20 protein-coding genes are annotated in these 17,295 nt (G+C 71.8%); 12 read left to right on the forward strand and 8 right to left on the reverse strand.

The annotated features are described in order from the left end of the window. The first annotated feature begins 73 nt into the window (after window positions 1–73). Window positions 74–1,618 (forward strand): histidine ammonia-lyase, encoded by a 1,545-nt coding sequence (gene hutH / locus AMK18_RS11850; RefSeq protein WP_073862745.1) that lies wholly within the window; start codon window positions 74–76, stop codon window positions 1,616–1,618. On the opposite strand, the gene AMK18_RS11855 is transcribed toward hutH, so the two are convergent. Then, entirely contained in the window at window positions 1,599–1,790 is a 192-nt protein-coding gene (locus AMK18_RS11855) for a hypothetical protein (protein WP_018101021.1), read from the reverse strand. The genes hutH and AMK18_RS11855 overlap by 20 nt on opposite strands. A 413-nt stretch (window positions 1,791–2,203) precedes the next feature. Between AMK18_RS11855 and AMK18_RS11860 the strand changes: the two genes are divergently transcribed. The 3 genes from AMK18_RS11860 (at window position 2,204) to AMK18_RS11870 (ending at window position 5,800) form a co-directional block, all read left to right on the forward strand. Continuing rightward, on the forward strand, window positions 2,204–3,469 hold the full coding sequence (locus tag AMK18_RS11860) for a L,D-transpeptidase (protein WP_020207411.1): 1,266 nt from the start codon (window positions 2,204–2,206) through the stop codon (window positions 3,467–3,469). 145 nt (window positions 3,470–3,614) lie between these two features. Next, entirely contained in the window at window positions 3,615–5,081 is a 1,467-nt protein-coding gene (locus tag AMK18_RS11865; RefSeq protein WP_073862746.1) for an ABC transporter permease, read from the forward strand. 35 nt (window positions 5,082–5,116) lie between these two features. Then, the gene (locus AMK18_RS11870) at window positions 5,117–5,800 is read left to right on the forward strand and encodes an ABC transporter ATP-binding protein (protein ID WP_018101018.1); all 684 of its coding nucleotides are present in this window, start codon (window positions 5,117–5,119) and stop codon (window positions 5,798–5,800) included. Between the two features lie 59 nt (window positions 5,801–5,859). Here the strand turns inward: AMK18_RS11870 and AMK18_RS11875 are convergent, their stop codons facing one another. Further along, entirely contained in the window at window positions 5,860–6,309 is a 450-nt protein-coding gene (locus AMK18_RS11875; RefSeq protein WP_073862747.1) for an RDD family protein, read from the reverse strand. 274 nt (window positions 6,310–6,583) lie between these two features. Between AMK18_RS11875 and AMK18_RS11880 the strand changes: the two genes are divergently transcribed. The 4 genes from AMK18_RS11880 (at window position 6,584) to AMK18_RS11895 (ending at window position 9,201) form a co-directional block, all read left to right on the forward strand. Then, complete coding sequence (locus tag AMK18_RS11880) at window positions 6,584–6,943, forward strand: DUF1330 domain-containing protein (protein WP_073862748.1); 360 nt, start codon at window positions 6,584–6,586, stop codon at window positions 6,941–6,943. Window positions 6,944–7,191: 248 nt separating this feature from the next. Next, window positions 7,192–8,571, forward strand: a complete 1,380-nt coding sequence (gdhA, locus tag AMK18_RS11885) for an NADP-specific glutamate dehydrogenase (RefSeq protein ID WP_073862749.1) — start codon at window positions 7,192–7,194, stop codon at window positions 8,569–8,571. Between the two features lie 103 nt (window positions 8,572–8,674). Beyond that, complete coding sequence (locus tag AMK18_RS11890) at window positions 8,675–8,935, forward strand: type II toxin-antitoxin system Phd/YefM family antitoxin (protein WP_073862750.1); 261 nt, start codon at window positions 8,675–8,677, stop codon at window positions 8,933–8,935. Continuing rightward, complete coding sequence (locus AMK18_RS11895) at window positions 8,932–9,201, forward strand: type II toxin-antitoxin system RelE family toxin (RefSeq protein WP_073862751.1); 270 nt, start codon at window positions 8,932–8,934, stop codon at window positions 9,199–9,201. The genes AMK18_RS11890 and AMK18_RS11895 overlap by 4 nt, the downstream gene beginning before the upstream one ends. A gap of 61 nt (window positions 9,202–9,262) precedes the next feature. Here the strand turns inward: AMK18_RS11895 and msrA are convergent, their stop codons facing one another. Then, window positions 9,263–9,928 (reverse strand): peptide-methionine (S)-S-oxide reductase MsrA, encoded by a 666-nt coding sequence (gene msrA / locus AMK18_RS11900; RefSeq protein WP_073862752.1) that lies wholly within the window; start codon window positions 9,926–9,928, stop codon window positions 9,263–9,265. A gap of 61 nt (window positions 9,929–9,989) precedes the next feature. Continuing rightward, window positions 9,990–11,096, reverse strand: a complete 1,107-nt coding sequence (locus AMK18_RS11905; RefSeq protein WP_018101013.1) for a hypothetical protein — start codon at window positions 11,094–11,096, stop codon at window positions 9,990–9,992. Window positions 11,097–11,162: 66 nt separating this feature from the next. Between AMK18_RS11905 and AMK18_RS11910 the strand changes: the two genes are divergently transcribed. Further along, complete coding sequence (locus AMK18_RS11910; RefSeq protein ID WP_018101012.1) at window positions 11,163–12,308, forward strand: cystathionine gamma-synthase; 1,146 nt, start codon at window positions 11,163–11,165, stop codon at window positions 12,306–12,308. Window positions 12,309–12,355: 47 nt separating this feature from the next. Here the strand turns inward: AMK18_RS11910 and AMK18_RS11915 are convergent, their stop codons facing one another. The 4 genes from AMK18_RS11915 to AMK18_RS11930 are packed head-to-tail and all read right to left on the reverse strand — an operon-like array spanning window position 12,356 to window position 13,925. Next, the gene (locus AMK18_RS11915; RefSeq protein ID WP_073862753.1) at window positions 12,356–12,541 is read right to left on the reverse strand and encodes a DUF1059 domain-containing protein; all 186 of its coding nucleotides are present in this window, start codon (window positions 12,539–12,541) and stop codon (window positions 12,356–12,358) included. A gap of 56 nt (window positions 12,542–12,597) precedes the next feature. Continuing rightward, complete coding sequence (locus AMK18_RS11920; protein WP_073862754.1) at window positions 12,598–12,846, reverse strand: hypothetical protein; 249 nt, start codon at window positions 12,844–12,846, stop codon at window positions 12,598–12,600. Then, window positions 12,843–13,337: a sigma factor-like helix-turn-helix DNA-binding protein gene (locus AMK18_RS11925; RefSeq protein ID WP_018101010.1), complete on the reverse strand. Its 495-nt coding sequence runs from the start codon at window positions 13,335–13,337 to the stop codon at window positions 12,843–12,845. The genes AMK18_RS11920 and AMK18_RS11925 overlap by 4 nt, the downstream gene beginning before the upstream one ends. A gap of 57 nt (window positions 13,338–13,394) precedes the next feature. Beyond that, complete coding sequence (locus AMK18_RS11930) at window positions 13,395–13,925, reverse strand: MarR family winged helix-turn-helix transcriptional regulator (protein ID WP_026171246.1); 531 nt, start codon at window positions 13,923–13,925, stop codon at window positions 13,395–13,397. Between the two features lie 156 nt (window positions 13,926–14,081). Between AMK18_RS11930 and ilvA the strand changes: the two genes are divergently transcribed. The 3 genes from ilvA to AMK18_RS11945 all read left to right on the forward strand — a co-directional run bounded on the left by ilvA (window position 14,082) and on the right by AMK18_RS11945 (window position 17,261). Next, window positions 14,082–15,311 (forward strand): threonine ammonia-lyase, encoded by a 1,230-nt coding sequence (gene ilvA, locus AMK18_RS11935; protein WP_073862755.1) that lies wholly within the window; start codon window positions 14,082–14,084, stop codon window positions 15,309–15,311. A gap of 103 nt (window positions 15,312–15,414) precedes the next feature. Beyond that, window positions 15,415–16,401, forward strand: a complete 987-nt coding sequence (locus tag AMK18_RS11940) for a daunorubicin resistance protein DrrA family ABC transporter ATP-binding protein (RefSeq protein WP_018101007.1) — start codon at window positions 15,415–15,417, stop codon at window positions 16,399–16,401. Continuing rightward, window positions 16,398–17,261: an ABC transporter permease gene (locus tag AMK18_RS11945; protein ID WP_018101006.1), complete on the forward strand. Its 864-nt coding sequence runs from the start codon at window positions 16,398–16,400 to the stop codon at window positions 17,259–17,261. The genes AMK18_RS11940 and AMK18_RS11945 overlap by 4 nt, the downstream gene beginning before the upstream one ends. Window positions 17,262–17,295 lie beyond the last annotated feature (34 nt).

Consider the following 17,295-nt stretch of genomic DNA (forward strand, 5'->3'; position numbering starts at 1 on the left):
TTCGCGTAAGGGGTCAACCCGCCGACCACTGGTGACATGAAGGGTTTCAATCCGTACGCTGCTGAATATGGATATGCATACAGTCGTGGTGGGGACGTCCGGCACCACCGCTCAGGACGTCATCGCCGTGGCCCGCGGCAACGCCCGTGTCGAGCTCTCCGCCGACGCGGTGGCCGCGCTCGCCGCCGCCCGCGAGATCGTGGACGCGCTCGCCGCGAAGCCCGAGCCGGTCTACGGCGTCTCGACCGGCTTCGGCGCCCTGGCCAGCCGCCACATCAGCCCGGAACTGCGCGCCCAGCTGCAGCGCAACATCGTCCGCTCGCACGCCGCCGGCATGGGCCCGCGCGTCGAGCGCGAGGTCGTCCGCGCGCTGATGTTCCTCCGACTGAAGACGGTCGCCTCCGGCCACACCGGTGTCCGGCCCGAGGTCGCGCAGACCATGGCCGACGTGCTGAACGCCGGGATCACCCCGGTCGTCCACGAGTACGGATCGCTCGGCTGCTCCGGCGACCTGGCACCCCTGTCGCACTGCGCGCTGGCCCTGATGGGCGAGGGCGACGCGGAGGGCCCCGACGGCACCGTCCGCCCGGCCGGGGAACTCCTCGCCGCGCACGGCATCGCCCCGGTCGAGCTGCGCGAGAAGGAGGGCCTGGCTCTCCTCAACGGCACCGACGGCATGCTCGGCATGCTGATCATGGCCCTCGCCGACCTGCGCACGCTCTACACCTCGGCCGACATCACGGCCGCCCTCTCGCTGGAGGCCCTGCTCGGCACGGACAAGGTCCTCGCGCCCGAGCTGCACGCCATCCGCCCGCACCCCGGCCAGGGCGCCAGTGCCGACAACATGCTGCGGGTCCTCGCGGGCTCCGGTCTCACGGGCCACCACCAGGACGACGCGCCGCGCGTCCAGGACGCCTACTCGGTGCGGTGCGCGCCGCAGGTCAACGGGGCGGGCCGGGACACCCTCGCGTACGCCGCGACCGTCGCCGACCGCGAGCTGGCCGCCGCCGTGGACAACCCGGTGGTCCTCCCGGACGGCCGGGTCGAGTCCAACGGCAACTTCCACGGGGCGCCCGTCGCCTACGTCCTCGACTTCCTGGCCATCGCCGCCGCGGACCTGGGCTCGATCACCGAGCGCCGGACCGACCGGCTGCTCGACAAGAACCGGTCGCACGGGCTGCCGCCGTTCCTGGCCGACGACGCGGGCGTGGACTCCGGACTGATGATCGCCCAGTACACCCAGGCCGCCCTGGTCAGCGAGATGAAGCGGCTCGCCGTCCCGGCCTCCGCCGACTCCATCCCGTCCTCCGCCATGCAGGAGGACCACGTCTCGATGGGCTGGTCCGCCGCGCGCAAGCTGCGTACCGCCGTCGGCAACCTCGCCCGGATCGTCGCCGTCGAGCTCTACGCGGCGACCCGCGCGGTCGAGCTGCGCGGCCGGCAGGGGCTGACCCCGGCCCCCGCCACGCGTGCCGTCATCGAGGCGCTGCGGGCCGCCGGTGTCGAGGGCCCCGGCCCCGACCGCTTCCTCTCGCCGGACCTGGCCGCCGCCGATGCCTTCGTACGGGCGGGCGGGCTGGTCTCCGCCGTGGAGCCGGTCACCGGTCCGCTGGCCTGAGCCCGATCTCGGGAAGCGCGCCGGAATCCGCGTCGTCGCCCGTTGTCGCGGCCGCGCCGGGCGCGGTCCCCGTATCGCCCGTGGTGGCATCGGCCGACGGGACGAACCACAGGGCGCAGAGCAGGGCCCCCGCAGCGGTGGCGGTCAGGAGCGGGCGGAGGGCGATGGCCACGAAATCGGTCTCCCTTGCGACGGCCGGACGTCCGGCTCGTGCCGATGCTAGGGCCTGTCCTTCGCATCACGCCAGGGCCCTGGGGAAGGCATGGCGGTGAGGCCCCGGGGGAATGCGTGCACGGCGGGGGGCACCCCGGGCGTCCCGCACAATGGGAGGGAGGGCGACGGCTTCGGCGGCCCGGAGCGGCGGGCCCGACCTGCGGGAACGCAGGCCCTGCCCGCTCGCGGCGGACCCGAGCCGGTCCGTGTCGCGGACGCGGGAACCACCGCCCCCGGCACGGCGTCGAAGAGTGGTGTTCCCCACACATTCGACGCACGTGGAACGGGGATCCCGTACAAGGGGTTCTTGGAACATTGACGGGGTTTCGCCGTTGGGCGGCCTTGTTCGGGGTTTTGGGGATTTCGGCAACGATGGAGAAGCGTGTGATGACGGACAGCAAGCGGCGCAAGGGCCTGATGGCCGCGTCCGCACTGCTCGGCGGCGTACTGGTGCTTTCCGCCTGCGACGACGGCGGCGACAAGGGCGGTCCGAGCCCCGAGAGCTCGAAGTCCCAGGCGGCCGACGTCGACAAGGCGGCGGCCCAGGAGACCTCCGAGGCGCAGATAACGATCGCGCCCAAGAACGGCGCGACCAACGCGAGCATCAACAACGCCGCCAAGGTCACCGTCGCCAAGGGCAAGCTGACCGAGGTCACCATGACCAGCGCGGACGGCAAGAGCGTCAAGGGCACCCTCTCCGCCGACGGCACGAGCTGGCAGCCGGACGCCCAGCTGGAGCGCTCGACCACCTACAAGGTCAGCGCCACGGCGAAGGACGCCAAGGGCCGCGAGGCCCACGAGAACTCCTCCTTCACCACCGTCTCGCCCGACAAGAGCTTCATCGGGAACTTCACCCCCGAGGACGGCTCCACGGTCGGCGTCGGCATGCCCGTCTCGATCAACTTCAACAAGCCGATCACGGACACCAAGGCCGTCCAGGACGGCATCAAGGTGACGTCCAGCAGCGGTCAGGAGGTCGTCGGCCACTGGTTCAACAACCAGCGCCTCGACCTGCGCCCCGAGGACTACTGGCAGGCCGGCTCGACCGTCACCCTGAAGCTGTCCCTGGACGGCGTCGAGGGCGCGGACGGCGTCTACGGCGTCCAGCAGAAGACGGTCACCTTCAAGGTCGGCCGCAACCAGGTCTCCACGGTCGACGCCAAGACGCACATGATGACCGTGACGCGGGACGGCAAGACGATCAAGACCATCCCGATCTCCGCGGGCGGGCCCGACAACCCCACGTACAACGGTCAGATGGTGATCTCCGAGAAGTACAAGGAGACCCGGATGAACGGTGCCACCGTCGGCTTCACGGACGACGACGGCAAGGGCGAGTACGACATCAAGGACGTGCCGCACGCCATGCGGCTGTCCACGTCGGGCACCTTCATCCACGGCAACTACTGGGGCAAGGGCATCTTCGGCAAGGTCAACACCAGCCACGGCTGCGTCGGCCTGGAGGACGCCAAGGGCGCCGGTGACCCCAACACGGCCGCCGCGTGGTTCTACAACAACTCCATGGTCGGTGACGTCGTCGTCGTCAAGAACTCCCCGGACAAGACGATCCAGCCCTCCAACGGCCTGAACGGCTGGAACCTCAGCTGGGCCGAGTGGACGGCGGGCTCCACCGCCTGACCGGTCCGTCCGGCCGAACCCCACCCCGTACGCCCGAGGGCGGCGGCACCCGTCCGGTGCCGCCGCCTTCGGCGTACACACTCTTCTCATCCGGCTCTCATGGTGGCCTTAACCCACCATCACGAGCCGTTTCTAGCCTCACGCCATGTTCTTCACCTACCTCCGGCGCGAGCTGCGCCGCCGCAGAAAGGCGGCGCTCGTCGTCGCCTCCGGGCTCGCCCTCGGCATTGCGCTGGTCATCGTCGTCAGCTCCGTCTCCTCGGGCATGAGCAAGGCCCAGGACAAGGTCCTCGAATCGCTGTACGGGCTCGGCACGGACATGACCGTCACCAAGGCGGCCGCGGCGCCGGGGTCGGGCTCCACCGGCCGCCCCAAGTTCGAGTTCGACGCCAAGGACAGCGACGACGACGCGACCCAGAGCACGGACCGGGTCATGGTCCAGGGCTTCCAGACCCTGGCCTCCTCCACCGTCACCAAGGTCGGCGAGCAGGACGGCGTCGCCGGTGCGGTCGGCGGGCTGAGCCTGTCCGTCATGAAGGTCGACGGGCAGTTCAAGCGCGGCGAGTTCAAGCAGGAGGGCGGTACGAGCCAGGGCGGCGGACGGCCCGGCGGCGGCAGCGGCATGCCGCAGGGCGAGGTCAGGGGCGGCGGCGCCTCCTTCGACGTCAACTCCTACACGGTGTACGGAACCGACGTCACCCAGCAGGGCCTCGGCCCGCTCACCTCCTCGAAGATCACCTCCGGCCGTACGTTCAAGACGACGGAGACCAACGCCGAGGTGGCCGTGGTCGACTCCGCGTACGCCAAGGAGAAGAGCCTCGCCACCGGCAAGACCGTGACCATCCACGGCACCAAGTTCACGATCATCGGCGTCTCGACGGCCGACAGCGGTGACGCGGCGGCCAACCTCTACATCCCGCTCAAGCAGGCCCAGACCCTGTCCGACTCCAAGGACAAGGTCACCACGGTCTACGTGAAGGCCGCGGACTCCCAGCAGATCGACGGCGTCAAGTCGGCCATCCAGAAGAACATCTCCGGCACCACCGTCACCACCTCCGCCGACCTCGCGGACACCGTCTCCGGCTCCCTGTCCACCGCGTCCGACCTGGCCGCGGGCGTCGGCAAGTGGCTGTCCTTCGCGGTCCTGGCCGCCGCGTTCCTGGTCGCCGGGCTCCTCACCTCCTCCGCCGTCAGCCGCCGGGTCCGCGAGTTCGGCACGCTGAAGGCCCTCGGCTGGAAGAGCGGCCGGGTCACCCGCCAGGTCGTCGGCGAGGCCCTGGTCAACGGCCTCATCGGCGGCGTCCTCGGCATCGCCGTCGGCCTGGCCGGCGCCTACGTGGTCACCGCCGTCAGCCCCACGCTCACCGCCGAGCTCGGCTCCTCCGGCGGCGGTGGCGGGATGCGCGGCGGCATGATGGGCGGCGGCGGGCCCGGCTTCGGTCGGCAGAGCGCCTCCAAGGCCCTCGACATCGCGCTCACCGCGCCCGTCTCCCTCTCCGTCATCCTCACCGCCGTCGGCCTGGCCGTGGCGGGCGGGCTGATCGCGGGCGCCTTCGGCGGCTGGCGCGCTTCCCGGCTGCGCCCGGCGGACGCGCTCCGCCGCGTCGAGTAGCAGCCCGGACCTCACACCCCGTCAGGAGAGCACCCATGTACACCCTTCAAGGCGTCACCAAGCAGTACCAGCGCGGCAAGTCCACCGTGCACGCCCTCGCCGGCGTCGACCTCACCATCGAGGACGGCGGCCGCCTGGTCATCCAGGGCCCGACCGGCGGCGGCAAGTCCACCCTGCTCCAGATGCTCGGCGGACTGGACCGGCCCACCGCCGGGAGCATCGAGCTCGACGGCATGGACCTCGCCAAGCTGAGCGAGGCCAAGCTCACCAAGGTGCGCGCCGAGAACATCGGCTTCGTCTTCCAGAGCTTCAACCTCATCCCGACGCTCACCGCCCAGGAGAACGTCGAGACCGCCCTCGTGCCCCTCGGCGTCAAGGCGTCCGAGCGGCGCAGAAGAGCCGCCGAGGCGCTGGACTCCGTCGGGCTCGGCGAGCGTCTGGGCCATGTGCCCGGCGAGATGTCCGGCGGCCAGCAGCAGCGCGTCGCCATCGCCCGGGCCCTGGTCAAGCGGCCCAAGGTGCTCCTCGCGGACGAGCCGACCGGCAACCTGGACGAGTCCATGCGCGACGAGATCATGGAGGTCCTGGAGACCCTGTGGAAGGAGCACGGGCTCACCTTCGTCATGGTCACCCACGACAGCGCCATCGCCCGCCGCGCCCCGCGCCTGGCCACCATCCGCAAGGGCAAGGTGACCATCACGGAGAACGCCCCGGCCTGATCCGCCCCGACCCCGTCCCCGACCGCCGCCGGCGGGCCCCCGTGCCCCCGGCGGCGGTGTCAGCTCCCGGGCCGCGCGGCCCTGCGGTACGCCACGAGGTCGCCCCGGCGGACCTGGCGCAGGCCGAGCGGGTCCGCGTACCAGACCTCCTGCTCGCAGCTCCGCACCAGCGGGGGCCCGGCCTCGTCGTCCCGCCCGCGCAGCCCGTGCCAGGGGCGCAGCGGCAGCCAGGCCAGCCCGTAGAGCCAGCGCCGCACCAGCAGGCCGGGTCCGGGGCGGCGGACGTCCGGCAGGCTCACCACCCGGATGCCCATGATCAGCTTGCCCGCGCCCGCGCCGAGGAACGCGGTGAGCACGACCTGGTTGACGAAGGACAGCGCGAGCACCGGACCGGCCAGCAGCGCCGCCGCCTCGGGCAGGGACGCGCTGTCCACGTACGGCCTGGCCAGCAGCCCCGCCGTGAGTACGCAGAGGTAGCAGTCCAGGCCCACCGCGAGGCAGCGCCGCATCTCACCGGCGCGCGGCGGGGTGCGCGGCCCGGGGCGTAACGAGCCGCTGTACCCGGACCGGGCGGGCCGTGCGGGCCCGGCGGGCCGGGGCGGACGGAGACCTCTGCGGTTTCCCCGTATGGATGTCATGAGCGAATCATGTCTGATGACCCGTCATTACGTCCCGGGGCGTTCCGTATTACCCCGCGGGTAATCGACGCCCTCCGGTGCCCTCGGCAGCATGGAGCCCATCAGCCGACGGACGACCACGACCGCACGAACCGGAGGGCCCGCCATGACCGCCTACGCCATCGCGCACCTGTACCCCGAGGGCCGCCCCGACGCGGAGGTCATCGACTACATCGAGCGCATCCAGTCGACGATGGACCCGTACGGCGGCCGCTTCCTGGTCCACAACGCGCCGGTCGAGGTGGTCGAGGGCGCGTGGCCCGGTGCGGTGGTGGTCCTCGGCTTCCCGTCCATCGGGGAGGCGCGCGCCTGGTACGCCTCTCCGGCCTACCAGGAGCTGGCGCCGCTGCGGACCCGGAACATGGCGGGCGACCTGGTGCTCGTGGAGGGCGTCGCGGCGGACTACGACCCGAGGGCGACCGCCGCGGCGCTGCGGGCGGCGGCGGGCGCCGCTCCGGTGGCGTAACGGCTGGATTTCCGGAACCTCACCGTCGAGACCGTGCGGCTGTGAGATTCACCACTTCGGCGGGGCGCCGGTGGCCGCTCCGGTCCGGCCAATCGTGCGCCGATCCCGGCCCCCGCAAGGCCGTTGGCCCAGGTCCGGGGGGTGCGGGGCAGGGTCATCAGGTGGATGCCACGGGCCTTCCGGCGGGCCCACTGGGAGAATCGGGGCTGCCCCCGCGTATGAGCCGACCCATGGAAGGTCTTGATCAGATGCCGGTCACCCCTGACTCCGCCACCTCGCACGCCGCCGAGAACCGCATCATCGAGCCGTTGTACGCCGAGGTGCTGCGCCGCAACCAGGGCGAGAAGGAGTTCCACCAGGCGGTCCGGGAGGTCCTGGAGACCCTCGGCCCCGTGCTCGCCAAGCGGCCGGAGTTCGTGGACGCCCGGGTCATCGAACGCATATGCGAGCCGGAGCGTCAGCTCATCTTCCGGGTGCCGTGGTCGGACGACTCGGGCGACATCCACGTCAACCGCGGCTTCCGCGTCGAGTTCTCCAGCCTGCTCGGCCCGTACAAGGGCGGTCTGCGCTTCCACCCCTCGGTGAACCTCGGCATCGTGAAGTTCCTCGGCTTCGAGCAGATCTTCAAGAACGCCCTCACCGGCATGCCCATCGGCGGCGGCAAGGGCGGCGCGGACTTCGACCCGAAGGGCCGTTCCGACGCCGAGATCATGCGGTTCTGTCAGTCCTTCATGACCGAGCTCCACCGCCACGTCGGCGAGTACACCGACGTACCCGCCGGTGACATCGGCGTCGGCAGCCGCGAGATCGGCTACCTCTTCGGCCAGTACAAGCGGATCACCAACCGCCACGAGTCCGGCGTCCTCACCGGCAAGGGCCTCGGCTGGGGCGGCGCCCTCGTCCGCACCGAGGCGACCGGCTACGGCTGCGTCATGTTCACCGCCGAGATGCTGCGCAGCCGGGGCGAGTCCCTGGACGGCCAGCGGATCTCCGTCTCCGGCTCCGGCAACGTCGCGATCTACGCCATCGAGAAGGCCCAGCAGCTCGGCGCGACCGTCGTCACCGCCTCGGACTCCGGCGGCTACGTCGTGGACGACAAGGGCATCGACCTCGACCTGCTCAAGGAGATCAAGGAGCGCGGCCGCGGCCGCATCTCCGAGTACGCCGAGCGGCGCGGCGCGCACGTGAAGTACGTCGAGGGCACCGGCGTCTGGAACGTCCCCGTCGACGTGGCCCTGCCCTGCGCCACCCAGAACGAACTGCACGAGGCCGACGCGCTCGCCCTCGTCCGCAACGGCGTCAAGGCGGTCGCCGAGGGCGCCAACATGCCCACCACCCCCGAGGCCGTCCGCGTCTTCCAGGACGCCGGAGTGGCCTTCGCCCCCGGCAAGGCGGCCAACGCGGGCGGCGTGGCCACCAGCGCCCTGGAGATGCAGCAGAACGCCTCGCGCGACTCCTGGACCTTCGCCCACACCGAGCAGCGGCTCTCGGAGATCATGCGCCACATCCACGACTCCTGCTACACCACCGCCGAGAAGTACGGCAGCCCCGGCAACTACGTCGTCGGCGCCAACATCGCCGGCTTCGAACTGGTCGCGGACGCGATGCTGGCCCAGGGCCTCATCTGACCCCGGCCACGACGCACGGAACGGGCCCGGGGACGCTTCCCCGGGCCCGTTCCCGTCCGCCGAAGGGCGGGCTTGTGTACACGTTTGTGTGTACGCTTGAGGTATGACTGAGACCGTGACCGTGCGCGAGGCCCGTATGCACCTGGCGGAAGTCATCGACAGGGCCGAGTCCGGCGAAACGACGGTGGTGACCCGCAACGGCAAGCGCGTTGCCGCGCTGGTCCCGATAGAGGTTCTCGACGCCCTGGACGCGGCTGCCGACGAACTGGCCGCCCGGGAGGCGGAGGCGCACCGTCAGGACCCGACCGTCGGCATGGCGGAACTCCTCGCCGACCTCTTCGAGGGGGGGAACCCGGCCGCGTGAAGTACGCCTTCCGCTTCACCGCTCACGCCCAGCGCCAACTGCGCGCGATCGACCGTCAGGACGCGCTCCGCATCCTGACGGCCATCACCCCGCTCGGCGACGACCCGTGGCGGGCGGACGCGGATGTCAAGCAGCTCGCGGGGCACGACGGGCTCTACCGGGTGCGCGCCGGAGACTTCCGGGTGGTGTACGAGGTACGGGGCGACGTGCTGGTCATCCTGGTCCTCCACCTCGGACACCGGAGCGATGCGTACCGGAGCCTGTGAGGCCGGCCGAACGGGACGGGCCCGGGCGCACTTGCCCGGGCCCGTCCCGTTCAGAGGTGTCTCAGCTCTCCGCCGGGGCCACGCCCACCGGGCAGGAGACGCCTGTGCCGCCGATGCCGCAGTAGCCGGCCGGGTTCTTGTCCAGGTACTGCTGGTGTGCCGCTTCGGCGGGGTAGAAGGGGCGGTCCTCGGCCGGCAGGATCTCCGTGGTGATCTCGCCGTGGCCGGAGGCCGTCAGGACCTTCTGGTACGCCTGGCGGGACGCCTCGGCGGCCGCCGCCTGGTCCGGGGTGTGGGTGTAGACCGCGGAGCGGTACTGCGTACCCACGTCGTTGCCCTGGCGGAAGCCCTGGGTCGGGTCATGGGACTCCCAGAACAGCTTCAGCAGCTCGGCGTACGTGACGGTCTTCGGGTCGTACACCACGCGGACGGCCTCCGTGTGGCCGGTGAGGCCCGAGCAGACCTCCTCGTACGCGGGGTTCTCCGTATAGCCGCCCTGGTAGCCGACGAGCGTCGTCCAGACGCCGTCCGTCTGCCAGAACTTGCGCTCGGCGCCCCAGAAACAGCCCAGCCCGAAGTCCGCGACCTCCAGACCCTCCGGGTACGGGCCCAGCAGCGGGTTGCCCAGCACCGTGTGCCGGGCCGGGACGGTGAACTCGGGGACGGGACGGCCGCGCAGGGCCTCCTCCGGGGTGGGGAGCTGGGGGGTGCGGCGGTGCAGGAACATGCGGGGGCTCCTCCTGGGTCGGCGTGCTGTCCGTACAACGCGCGAAGGGCCCTGCGGATTCCTAGTGCGGCAGCGTCGCCGGGCTGCCGCCGTTCGCCTCGTAGCCCGCGACCGCCAGCGCCCGGTACACCGCGTACTCCGCGGCCGGGTCCTCGCTCGCCGTCCACGGCAGCGCGCCCACGTAGCCGTCGATGTGCACCAGCTGGTGCACCGCCTCCGCCCAGCGCTCCATCCGCACCAGGAACAGCACCAGCAGATGGCGGACGTGCGGCAGCATCGGGTCGTCCGCGCGCGCCGAGTGCACCGCGTACATCGCGCCCTCCACGGCCCGGGTCACCACCTGGCTCTCGTAGAAGCCGCGCACCAGATTGACCTCGGGCAGATGCTCGTACACCGCGAACAGCGGCAGGCCCGCCAGCAGCGAGCCCTGCGGGGCGCGGGCGGCGGCGGCCGTCGCGAAGCGGTCGGCCTCCTCGCGCGAGCCGTGCCAGCGCTCGCTCCAGAAGTGCAGCGCCGCGATGTGCGCGCCCAGGTGCGCCGGGGCCCGGTCGATGATCTTCGCCCACAGCCGGTCGAACTCCTCGCCGGAGTAACCCAGCCCGCGCGCGACCGCCAGCTCCACGATGTACGGGACCGGGTCGCCCGGGGCCAGCAGGGCGGCCTCGCCGACCACCGTACGGGCCTCCTCCAGGATGATCCGGAAGTCGTCCGTCCCCGCCGTGGACGAGCGCCACGCCTGCTGCACCAGGAACTCCGCGTGCACCGCCGCCGCGCCCGCGTCCTTCGGCGCCTCGGCGCGCCACTTGCGCAGCCACGCCCCGCCGACGCCCGGCTTCCCCAGCAGTTCGAGCGAGGCCGCCCCGGCGAACGCCTGTACCCGCTGCCAGCGAAGCTCGCCCTCCTTCGGCGTCCCGGCCAGCAGCTGGGACGCGGCCCGCCACTCCTGCGTGTGCTGCACGACCTCCAGCACGTCCAGCAGGTCCTGGTCCGCCCCCGGCGTCCGGACGTCCAGCTCCTCCTGGCGTACGAAGCCGTAGTCCTGCGGGTCGGCGGCATCGGGGGAGCCGGGCGCGGCCAGCCGGATGCCACCGCCGCGGCGGCGCAGCACGTACGGGCCGATCGCGGCGGTCAGCAGGCACAGCGCGAGCAGGAACCACAGAATCTCCATGCCCCCATTGTCACCGGACGGCCATGTGACCCGTGCGGGACCTCGTGACGAACTACGCTCGGCCCCATGAGCGACCAGCACAGCTTCGAAACGCGCGCGATCCACGCGGGGAACACCGCCGACCCCCTCACCGGTGCCGTGGTTCCGCCCATCTACCAGGTGTCCACGTACAAGCAGGACGGCGTGGGCGGGCTGCGCGGCGGTTACGAGTACAGCCGCAGCGCCAACCCGACCCGCACCGCCCTGGAGGAGAACCTCGCGGCCCTGGAGGGCGGCCGGCGCGGGCTCGCCTTCGCCTCCGGCCTCGCCGCCGAGGACTGCCTGCTCCGTACGCTGCTGACCCCCGGCGACCACGTGGTCATCCCGAACGACGCCTATGGCGGCACGTTCCGGCTGTTCGCGAAGGTCGCCTCGCGCTGGGGCGTGGAGTTCTCCGTCGCCGACACCTCGGACGTGGCGGCGGTCCGCGCGGCGATCACCCCGCGCACCAAGGCGGTCTGGGTGGAGACCCCGTCCAACCCGCTGCTCGGCATCACCGACATCGCCGCCGTCGCCCAGGCCGCCCGCGACGCCGGGGCACGGCTCGTCGTGGACAACACCTTCGCGAGCCCCTACCTCCAGCAGCCGCTGGCGCTCGGCGCGGACGTCGTCGTGCACTCCACCACCAAGTACATGGGCGGCCACTCGGACGTCGTCGGAGGCGCGCTGATCGTCAACGACCCGGATCTGGCCGACGAGTTGGTCTTCCACCAGAACGCGATGGGCGGCGTCGCCGGGCCGTTCGACGCCTGGCTGGTGCTGCGCGGCATCAAGACGCTCGCCGTGCGCATGGACCGCCACAGCGAGAACGCCACCAAGATCGCCGAGCTGCTGACCCGGCACCCCAAGGTCTCCCAGGTCCTCTACCCGGGCCTGCCCGAGCACCCGGGCCACGAGGTCGCGGCCAAGCAGATGCGGTCCTTCGGCGGCATGGTGTCCTTCCGCGTCGCGGGCGGCGAGGAGGCGGCGCTGGAAGTCTGCAACCGGGCGAAGCTGTTCACCCTGGGCGAGTCCCTGGGCGGCGTCGAATCGCTGCTGGAGCACCCCGGCCGCATGACGCACGCCTCGGCGGCCGGCTCCCCGCTGGAGGTCCCGGCCGACCTGGTCCGCCTCTCCGTCGGCATCGAGAACGCGGACGACCTCCTCGCGGACCTGACGCAGGCGCTGGGCTAGGGCGTAAAAGAGGCGGGGCCGGTTAGCCGGTCCCGCCCGCTCGGGCGTCAGGCCGGTTCGTCCTCCAGCGTCGCCCTGACCTGCTCCCGCAGCTCGGGACCGTCCGTGTGCTGGTGGACGGAGACGGCGTGCTCGCTCGCGGCCCGCACGACTTCCTCCTCCTCGCCGGCGATCGTCAGCGAGCAGTTCGTCTCACTCGGGTACTTGCGGCAGTCAGCGATTTTCCGGGTCATGACAGCCTCCTGACCACTCCTTTCCAGGGTAGTCCGGAACGCCCCGCCCGCCGCGTCTACCAGCCCTCCACCGGCGTCGTCTCCGCAGGAGGCGTCTCCCAGGGCCGGACCGTCAGCGCCCACACCGCGAACACCGTCACCGCCGCGACCAGCGCCATCACCCAGAGGCGGCGCAGCGCCCGTCTTCGGCGCAGCAGCCGGGCACCCCGTTCCGCCGCCGACGCCGCCAGACCGGCGGGCACCGGCGGGTGCGGGCCCTCCAGCATCCGGCGCACCTCGTCCTGGCGGCGGCCGGTGCCGCTCACGGCGCGGCCCTCAGCAGCCGGGCCGGGCCCCGGCGGGCGGTCGGGCTCCTGGTGCCGCGCATCGTGGCCACCGACCGGTTGCAGACCGCGCGCACCCGCTCCTCGGGCAGCCCGAGCAGGGCCGCCGTCTGCTCCTCCGGCACCCCTTCGTACAGCCGCAGCACCAGGACGAGGCGTTCCTGCGGGGTCAGCCGGTCCAGCAGTCCGCCGCGCGGCCGGTGATGGCGCCATGTCTCGCGGGCGAACCTCGCCGCCAGCTCCTGCCGGGTGCGGTCGTACGGGTCCTCGCCCCGCAGCCGCTCCCAGTCGGCGAACGTCCGGGCCAGCGAGGCCGTCAGCAGCCGCAGCGCGTGCGGGCGGGCGCCGGACGCGTCCGCCGGTTCGGCGGTGAGCAGCGTGGCCGTGTGCAGCAGACGGCCCGCCGCGCCCGCGACGAAGGACTCGAAGTCCTGGGCGCGGCCCCGCAGCGGGCCCGCATGACGCTCTCGCACACGTCAATCCGAACGCGCCGCGGTCCCCAGGTCAACCCCTCGGAACACCGCGGGCTTTCAGTTCGCGTGCGCCGTCTGGTGCGCGGCCTGCCGGGCCGCCAGCGCCGCGTTGAAGCGGGTCAGCAGCGCGCAGAACGTGTCCCGCTCCTCCTCGCTCCACCCGTCCGTCACCTGCGACATCAACTCCCGCCGCGAGTCCCGGACCTCGTCGAGACGGGCCTGGCCGCGCGGCGACAGCTGGAGCACGACCGCCCGGCCGTCCTCCGGATGCGAGGTCCGCTTCACCAGCCCGGTGTCCACCAGCGGCGCGACCTGCCGGGTCACCGTGGACGAGTCGATCCCCATCCCGGCGGCCAGCGCCTTGACGCCCATCGGACCTTCCAGATCCAGCCGGTTCAGCAGCAGATAGGCCGCCCGGTCCATGGAGTTGCGCACCTGGCCCACCCCGCCGAGACGGGTCTGCTCGGCCCGGCGGGCGAATACGGCCACCTGATGCTGAAGGGTGTCGAGAACGTGGTCGGGACCCGGGTTTTCCGGGGCAGCGCCCCCGGAAGGAGACGAGGCAGTCGTCATGTCCTGAGGGGGCATGGCCGGGGGCTCTCTTCGTGCGGTGTCGGATGGGTGGGGGACAGAGTACGCGGCCCCGGGGCAACGCGTACCAGTGCTGCACAAACCTGCGGACATCGGCGCAGGACGGCCCCGCAAGCGGCGGCCGGGACCCCTGCGAGCTGCAAGACTTACGGTATGAACTTCCCGTCGCCCGGCAGCTTTCCCTCCGTGATCCTCGATGACGTACGGGGGGCGCAGAAGATGCTCTCCGGGGTCGCCAAGGTCACTCCGCTCGAAGGAAGCCGCCATCTCTCGGGCCTCGTGGGCGCGCCCGTCCTCTTCAAGTGCGAGAACCTCCAGCGGACCGGTTCGTTCAAACTGCGGGGCGCCTACGTACGCATCTCGGGACTCACCCCGGTCGAACGCGCCGCGGGGGTCGTGGCCGCGAGCGCCGGGAACCATGCGCAGGGTGTCGCCCTCGCGTCTGCGCTCCTCGGCGTACGCGCCACGGTCTTCATGCCCGTCGGGGCGCCGCTGCCGAAGGTCGCCGCCACCCGTGAGTACGGGGCCCGGGTGCGGCTGCACGGCACCGTCGTGGACGAGACCCTGGCCGCCGCGCAGGAGTACGCGCGCGAGACCGGCGCGGTGTTCATCCACCCCTTCGACCACGCCGACATCATCGCCGGGCAGGGCACCGTCGGCCTGGAGATCCTGGAGCAGTGCCCCGAGGTCCGGACGATCGTCGTAGGCATGGGCGGCGGCGGGCTCGCGGCCGGTATCGCGGTCGCGGTCAAGGCCGTCCGGCCCGACGTGCGCATCGTCGGCGTGCAGGCGGCCGGTGCCGCGTGCTACCCGCCGTCCCTGGCGGCCGACCGCCCCGTCTCCATCGGGATGCTCCAGACCATGGCGGACGGCATCAAGGTCGGGCGCCCCGGCGACGTGCCGTTCGCCCTGGTCAGGGACCTGGTGGACGAGGTGCGTACGGTCTCCGAGGACGAGCTGTCCAGCGCCCTGCTGCTCTGCCTGGAGCGGGCCAAGATGGTGGTCGAACCCGCCGGGGCGAGCCCGGTCGCCGCGCTCCTCGGCGACCCGAAGGCGTTCCACGGCCCGGTGGTGGCCCTGCTCTCCGGCGGCAACGTGGACCCGCTGCTGATGCAGCGCATCCTCACCCACGGCATGGCGGCGGCCGGCCGCTACCTCAGCCTGCGGCTGCGGCTCACCGACCGGCCCGGCGCGCTGGCCGCCATGCTCGGCGTCCTCTCGGTCGCCGACGCCAACGTGCTGGACGTCAGCCACGCCCGTACGGACCCGCGCCTCGGCCTCACCGAGGCGGAGGTGGAACTGCACCTGGAGACCAAGGGGCCGGAGCACTGCGACGACGTGAAGGCGGCGCTGCGGGACGCGGGCTATTTGGTGATGGGCTGACAGGTATGCCCCGGCTTGTGTGTTCATCGGGCACGGCGCCCCCGGCAAACCTAGGATCTGGGGTCTGAGAGGTAGCCACCCGAACGCACTGGGGGAATCCCATATGCCAGGCGCCATCTACGCCGAAGGGCTCGTCAAGACCTTCGGTGACGTCACTGCACTCGGCGGTGTCGACCTCGACGTGCCGGAAGGCACCGTGCTCGGACTCCTCGGCCCCAACGGGGCCGGCAAGACGACCGCCGTCCGGGTCCTGACGACCCTGCTCAGGCCGGACAGCGGCCGCGCCTTCGTGGCGGGGATCGACGTCCTGAAGAACCCCAACGAGGTGCGGCGCTCGATCGGGCTCTCCGGCCAGTTCGCCGCCGTGGACGAATATCTGACCGGCCGCGAGAACCTGCGCATGGTCGGCCAGCTCTACCAGATGAGCGGACGCGCGGCGAAGGTCCGGGCGGGCGAGCTCCTGGACCGGTTCAACCTGGCCGACGCGGCGGACCGCCCCGCCAAGACGTACTCCGGCGGCATGCGCCGCCGCCTCGACCTGGCGGCGGCGCTCGTCGTCTCGCCGCCGGTCATGTTCATGGACGAGCCGACGACCGGGCTCGACCCGCGCAACCGCCAGCAGCTCTGGGAGGTCATCGAGGAGCTGGTCGCCGGGGGTACGACCCTGCTGCTGACCACGCAGTATCTGGAGGAGGCGGACCACCTTGCCCACGACATCTGCGTGATCGACCACGGACGCGTCATCGCACGCGGCACCTCCGACCAGCTCAAGGCCCGCATCGGCGGCGAGCGCGTCGAGGTCGTCGTGCACGACCCCGAGCAGATCGAACCGGCGCGCACCGTCCTCACCCGCCTGGGCAAGGGCGAGACCACCGTCCTGCCGAACATGCGCAAGCTGACCGTCCCGGTCGACGGCGGCGCCAAGCTCCTCGCCGAGGTCATCCGCGACCTCGACGCCCAGGGCGTGGAGATCGACGACATCGGGCTGCGCCGCCCCACCCTGGACGACGTGTTCATCTCCCTCACCGGCCACGCGGCCGAGCAGGAGAAGAACGAGGCCGGGAATTCCGGAACGGAGACGGAGAAATGAGCGCCCTCAGCGAAGCCCGTACCGCCGCCCCACGCCCGGGCGGCGGCATCGGCCAGTCGGTCCGCGACTCCCTGGTCATCGGCAAGCGGAACCTGATCCGGATGACCCGGATCCCCGAGATGATCCTGTTCGGGATCATCCAGCCGGTCATGTTCGTGGTGCTCTTCACGTACGTGTTCGGCGGCTCTATCGCCATTCCGGGCGCGGGCGTCAGCGCCAGTGCGTACAAGGAATTCCTGATGGCGGGCATCTTCGCGCAGACCGTCACCTTCGCCACGGCGGGCGCCGGCGCGGGCATCGCGGAGGACATGCACAAGGGCCTCATCGACCGGTTCAGGTCGCTGCCGATGGCCCGGGGCGCGGTGCTGACCGGGCGGACACTGGCCGACCTGGTGCAGACCGCCGTCACGCTCGTCGTCCTCGCGGGCGTCGCGCTGATCGTGGGCTGGCGCACCCACGAGAACATCGGCAAGGTCCTCGGCGGCTTCGGCCTGCTGCTCCTGCTCGGCTACGCGTTCACCTGGATCGGCGCGCTGATCGGCCTTTCCGTCCGCACCCCGGAGGCGGCCACCTCCGGCGGCCTGATCTGGCTCTTCCCGCTGACGTTCATCTCGAACGCCTTCGTGCCGGTCAACGGCATGCCGAAGTTCCTCCAGTACGTCGCCGAGTGGAACCCGTTCAGCGCGACGGTGGCGGCGGCCCGCGAACTGTTCGGCAACACGATCGCGGGCGTCCCGAAGTCGGTGACGGGCGCCTGGCCGATGGAGCACCCCGTCTGGGCCTCGCTGATCTGGTCGGTGCTGATCATCGTGGTCTTCCGGACCCTGGCCGTACGCAAGTACCGCTCGGTCGCCGTCTGAGAGTCGCTGTCCGGGAGTCGCCGTCCGGGAGTTC

It is taken from the genome of Streptomyces sp. CB01249, assembly GCF_001905735.1.
In the GTDB taxonomy this organism is placed as follows: Bacteria; Actinomycetota; Actinomycetes; order Streptomycetales; family Streptomycetaceae; genus Streptomyces.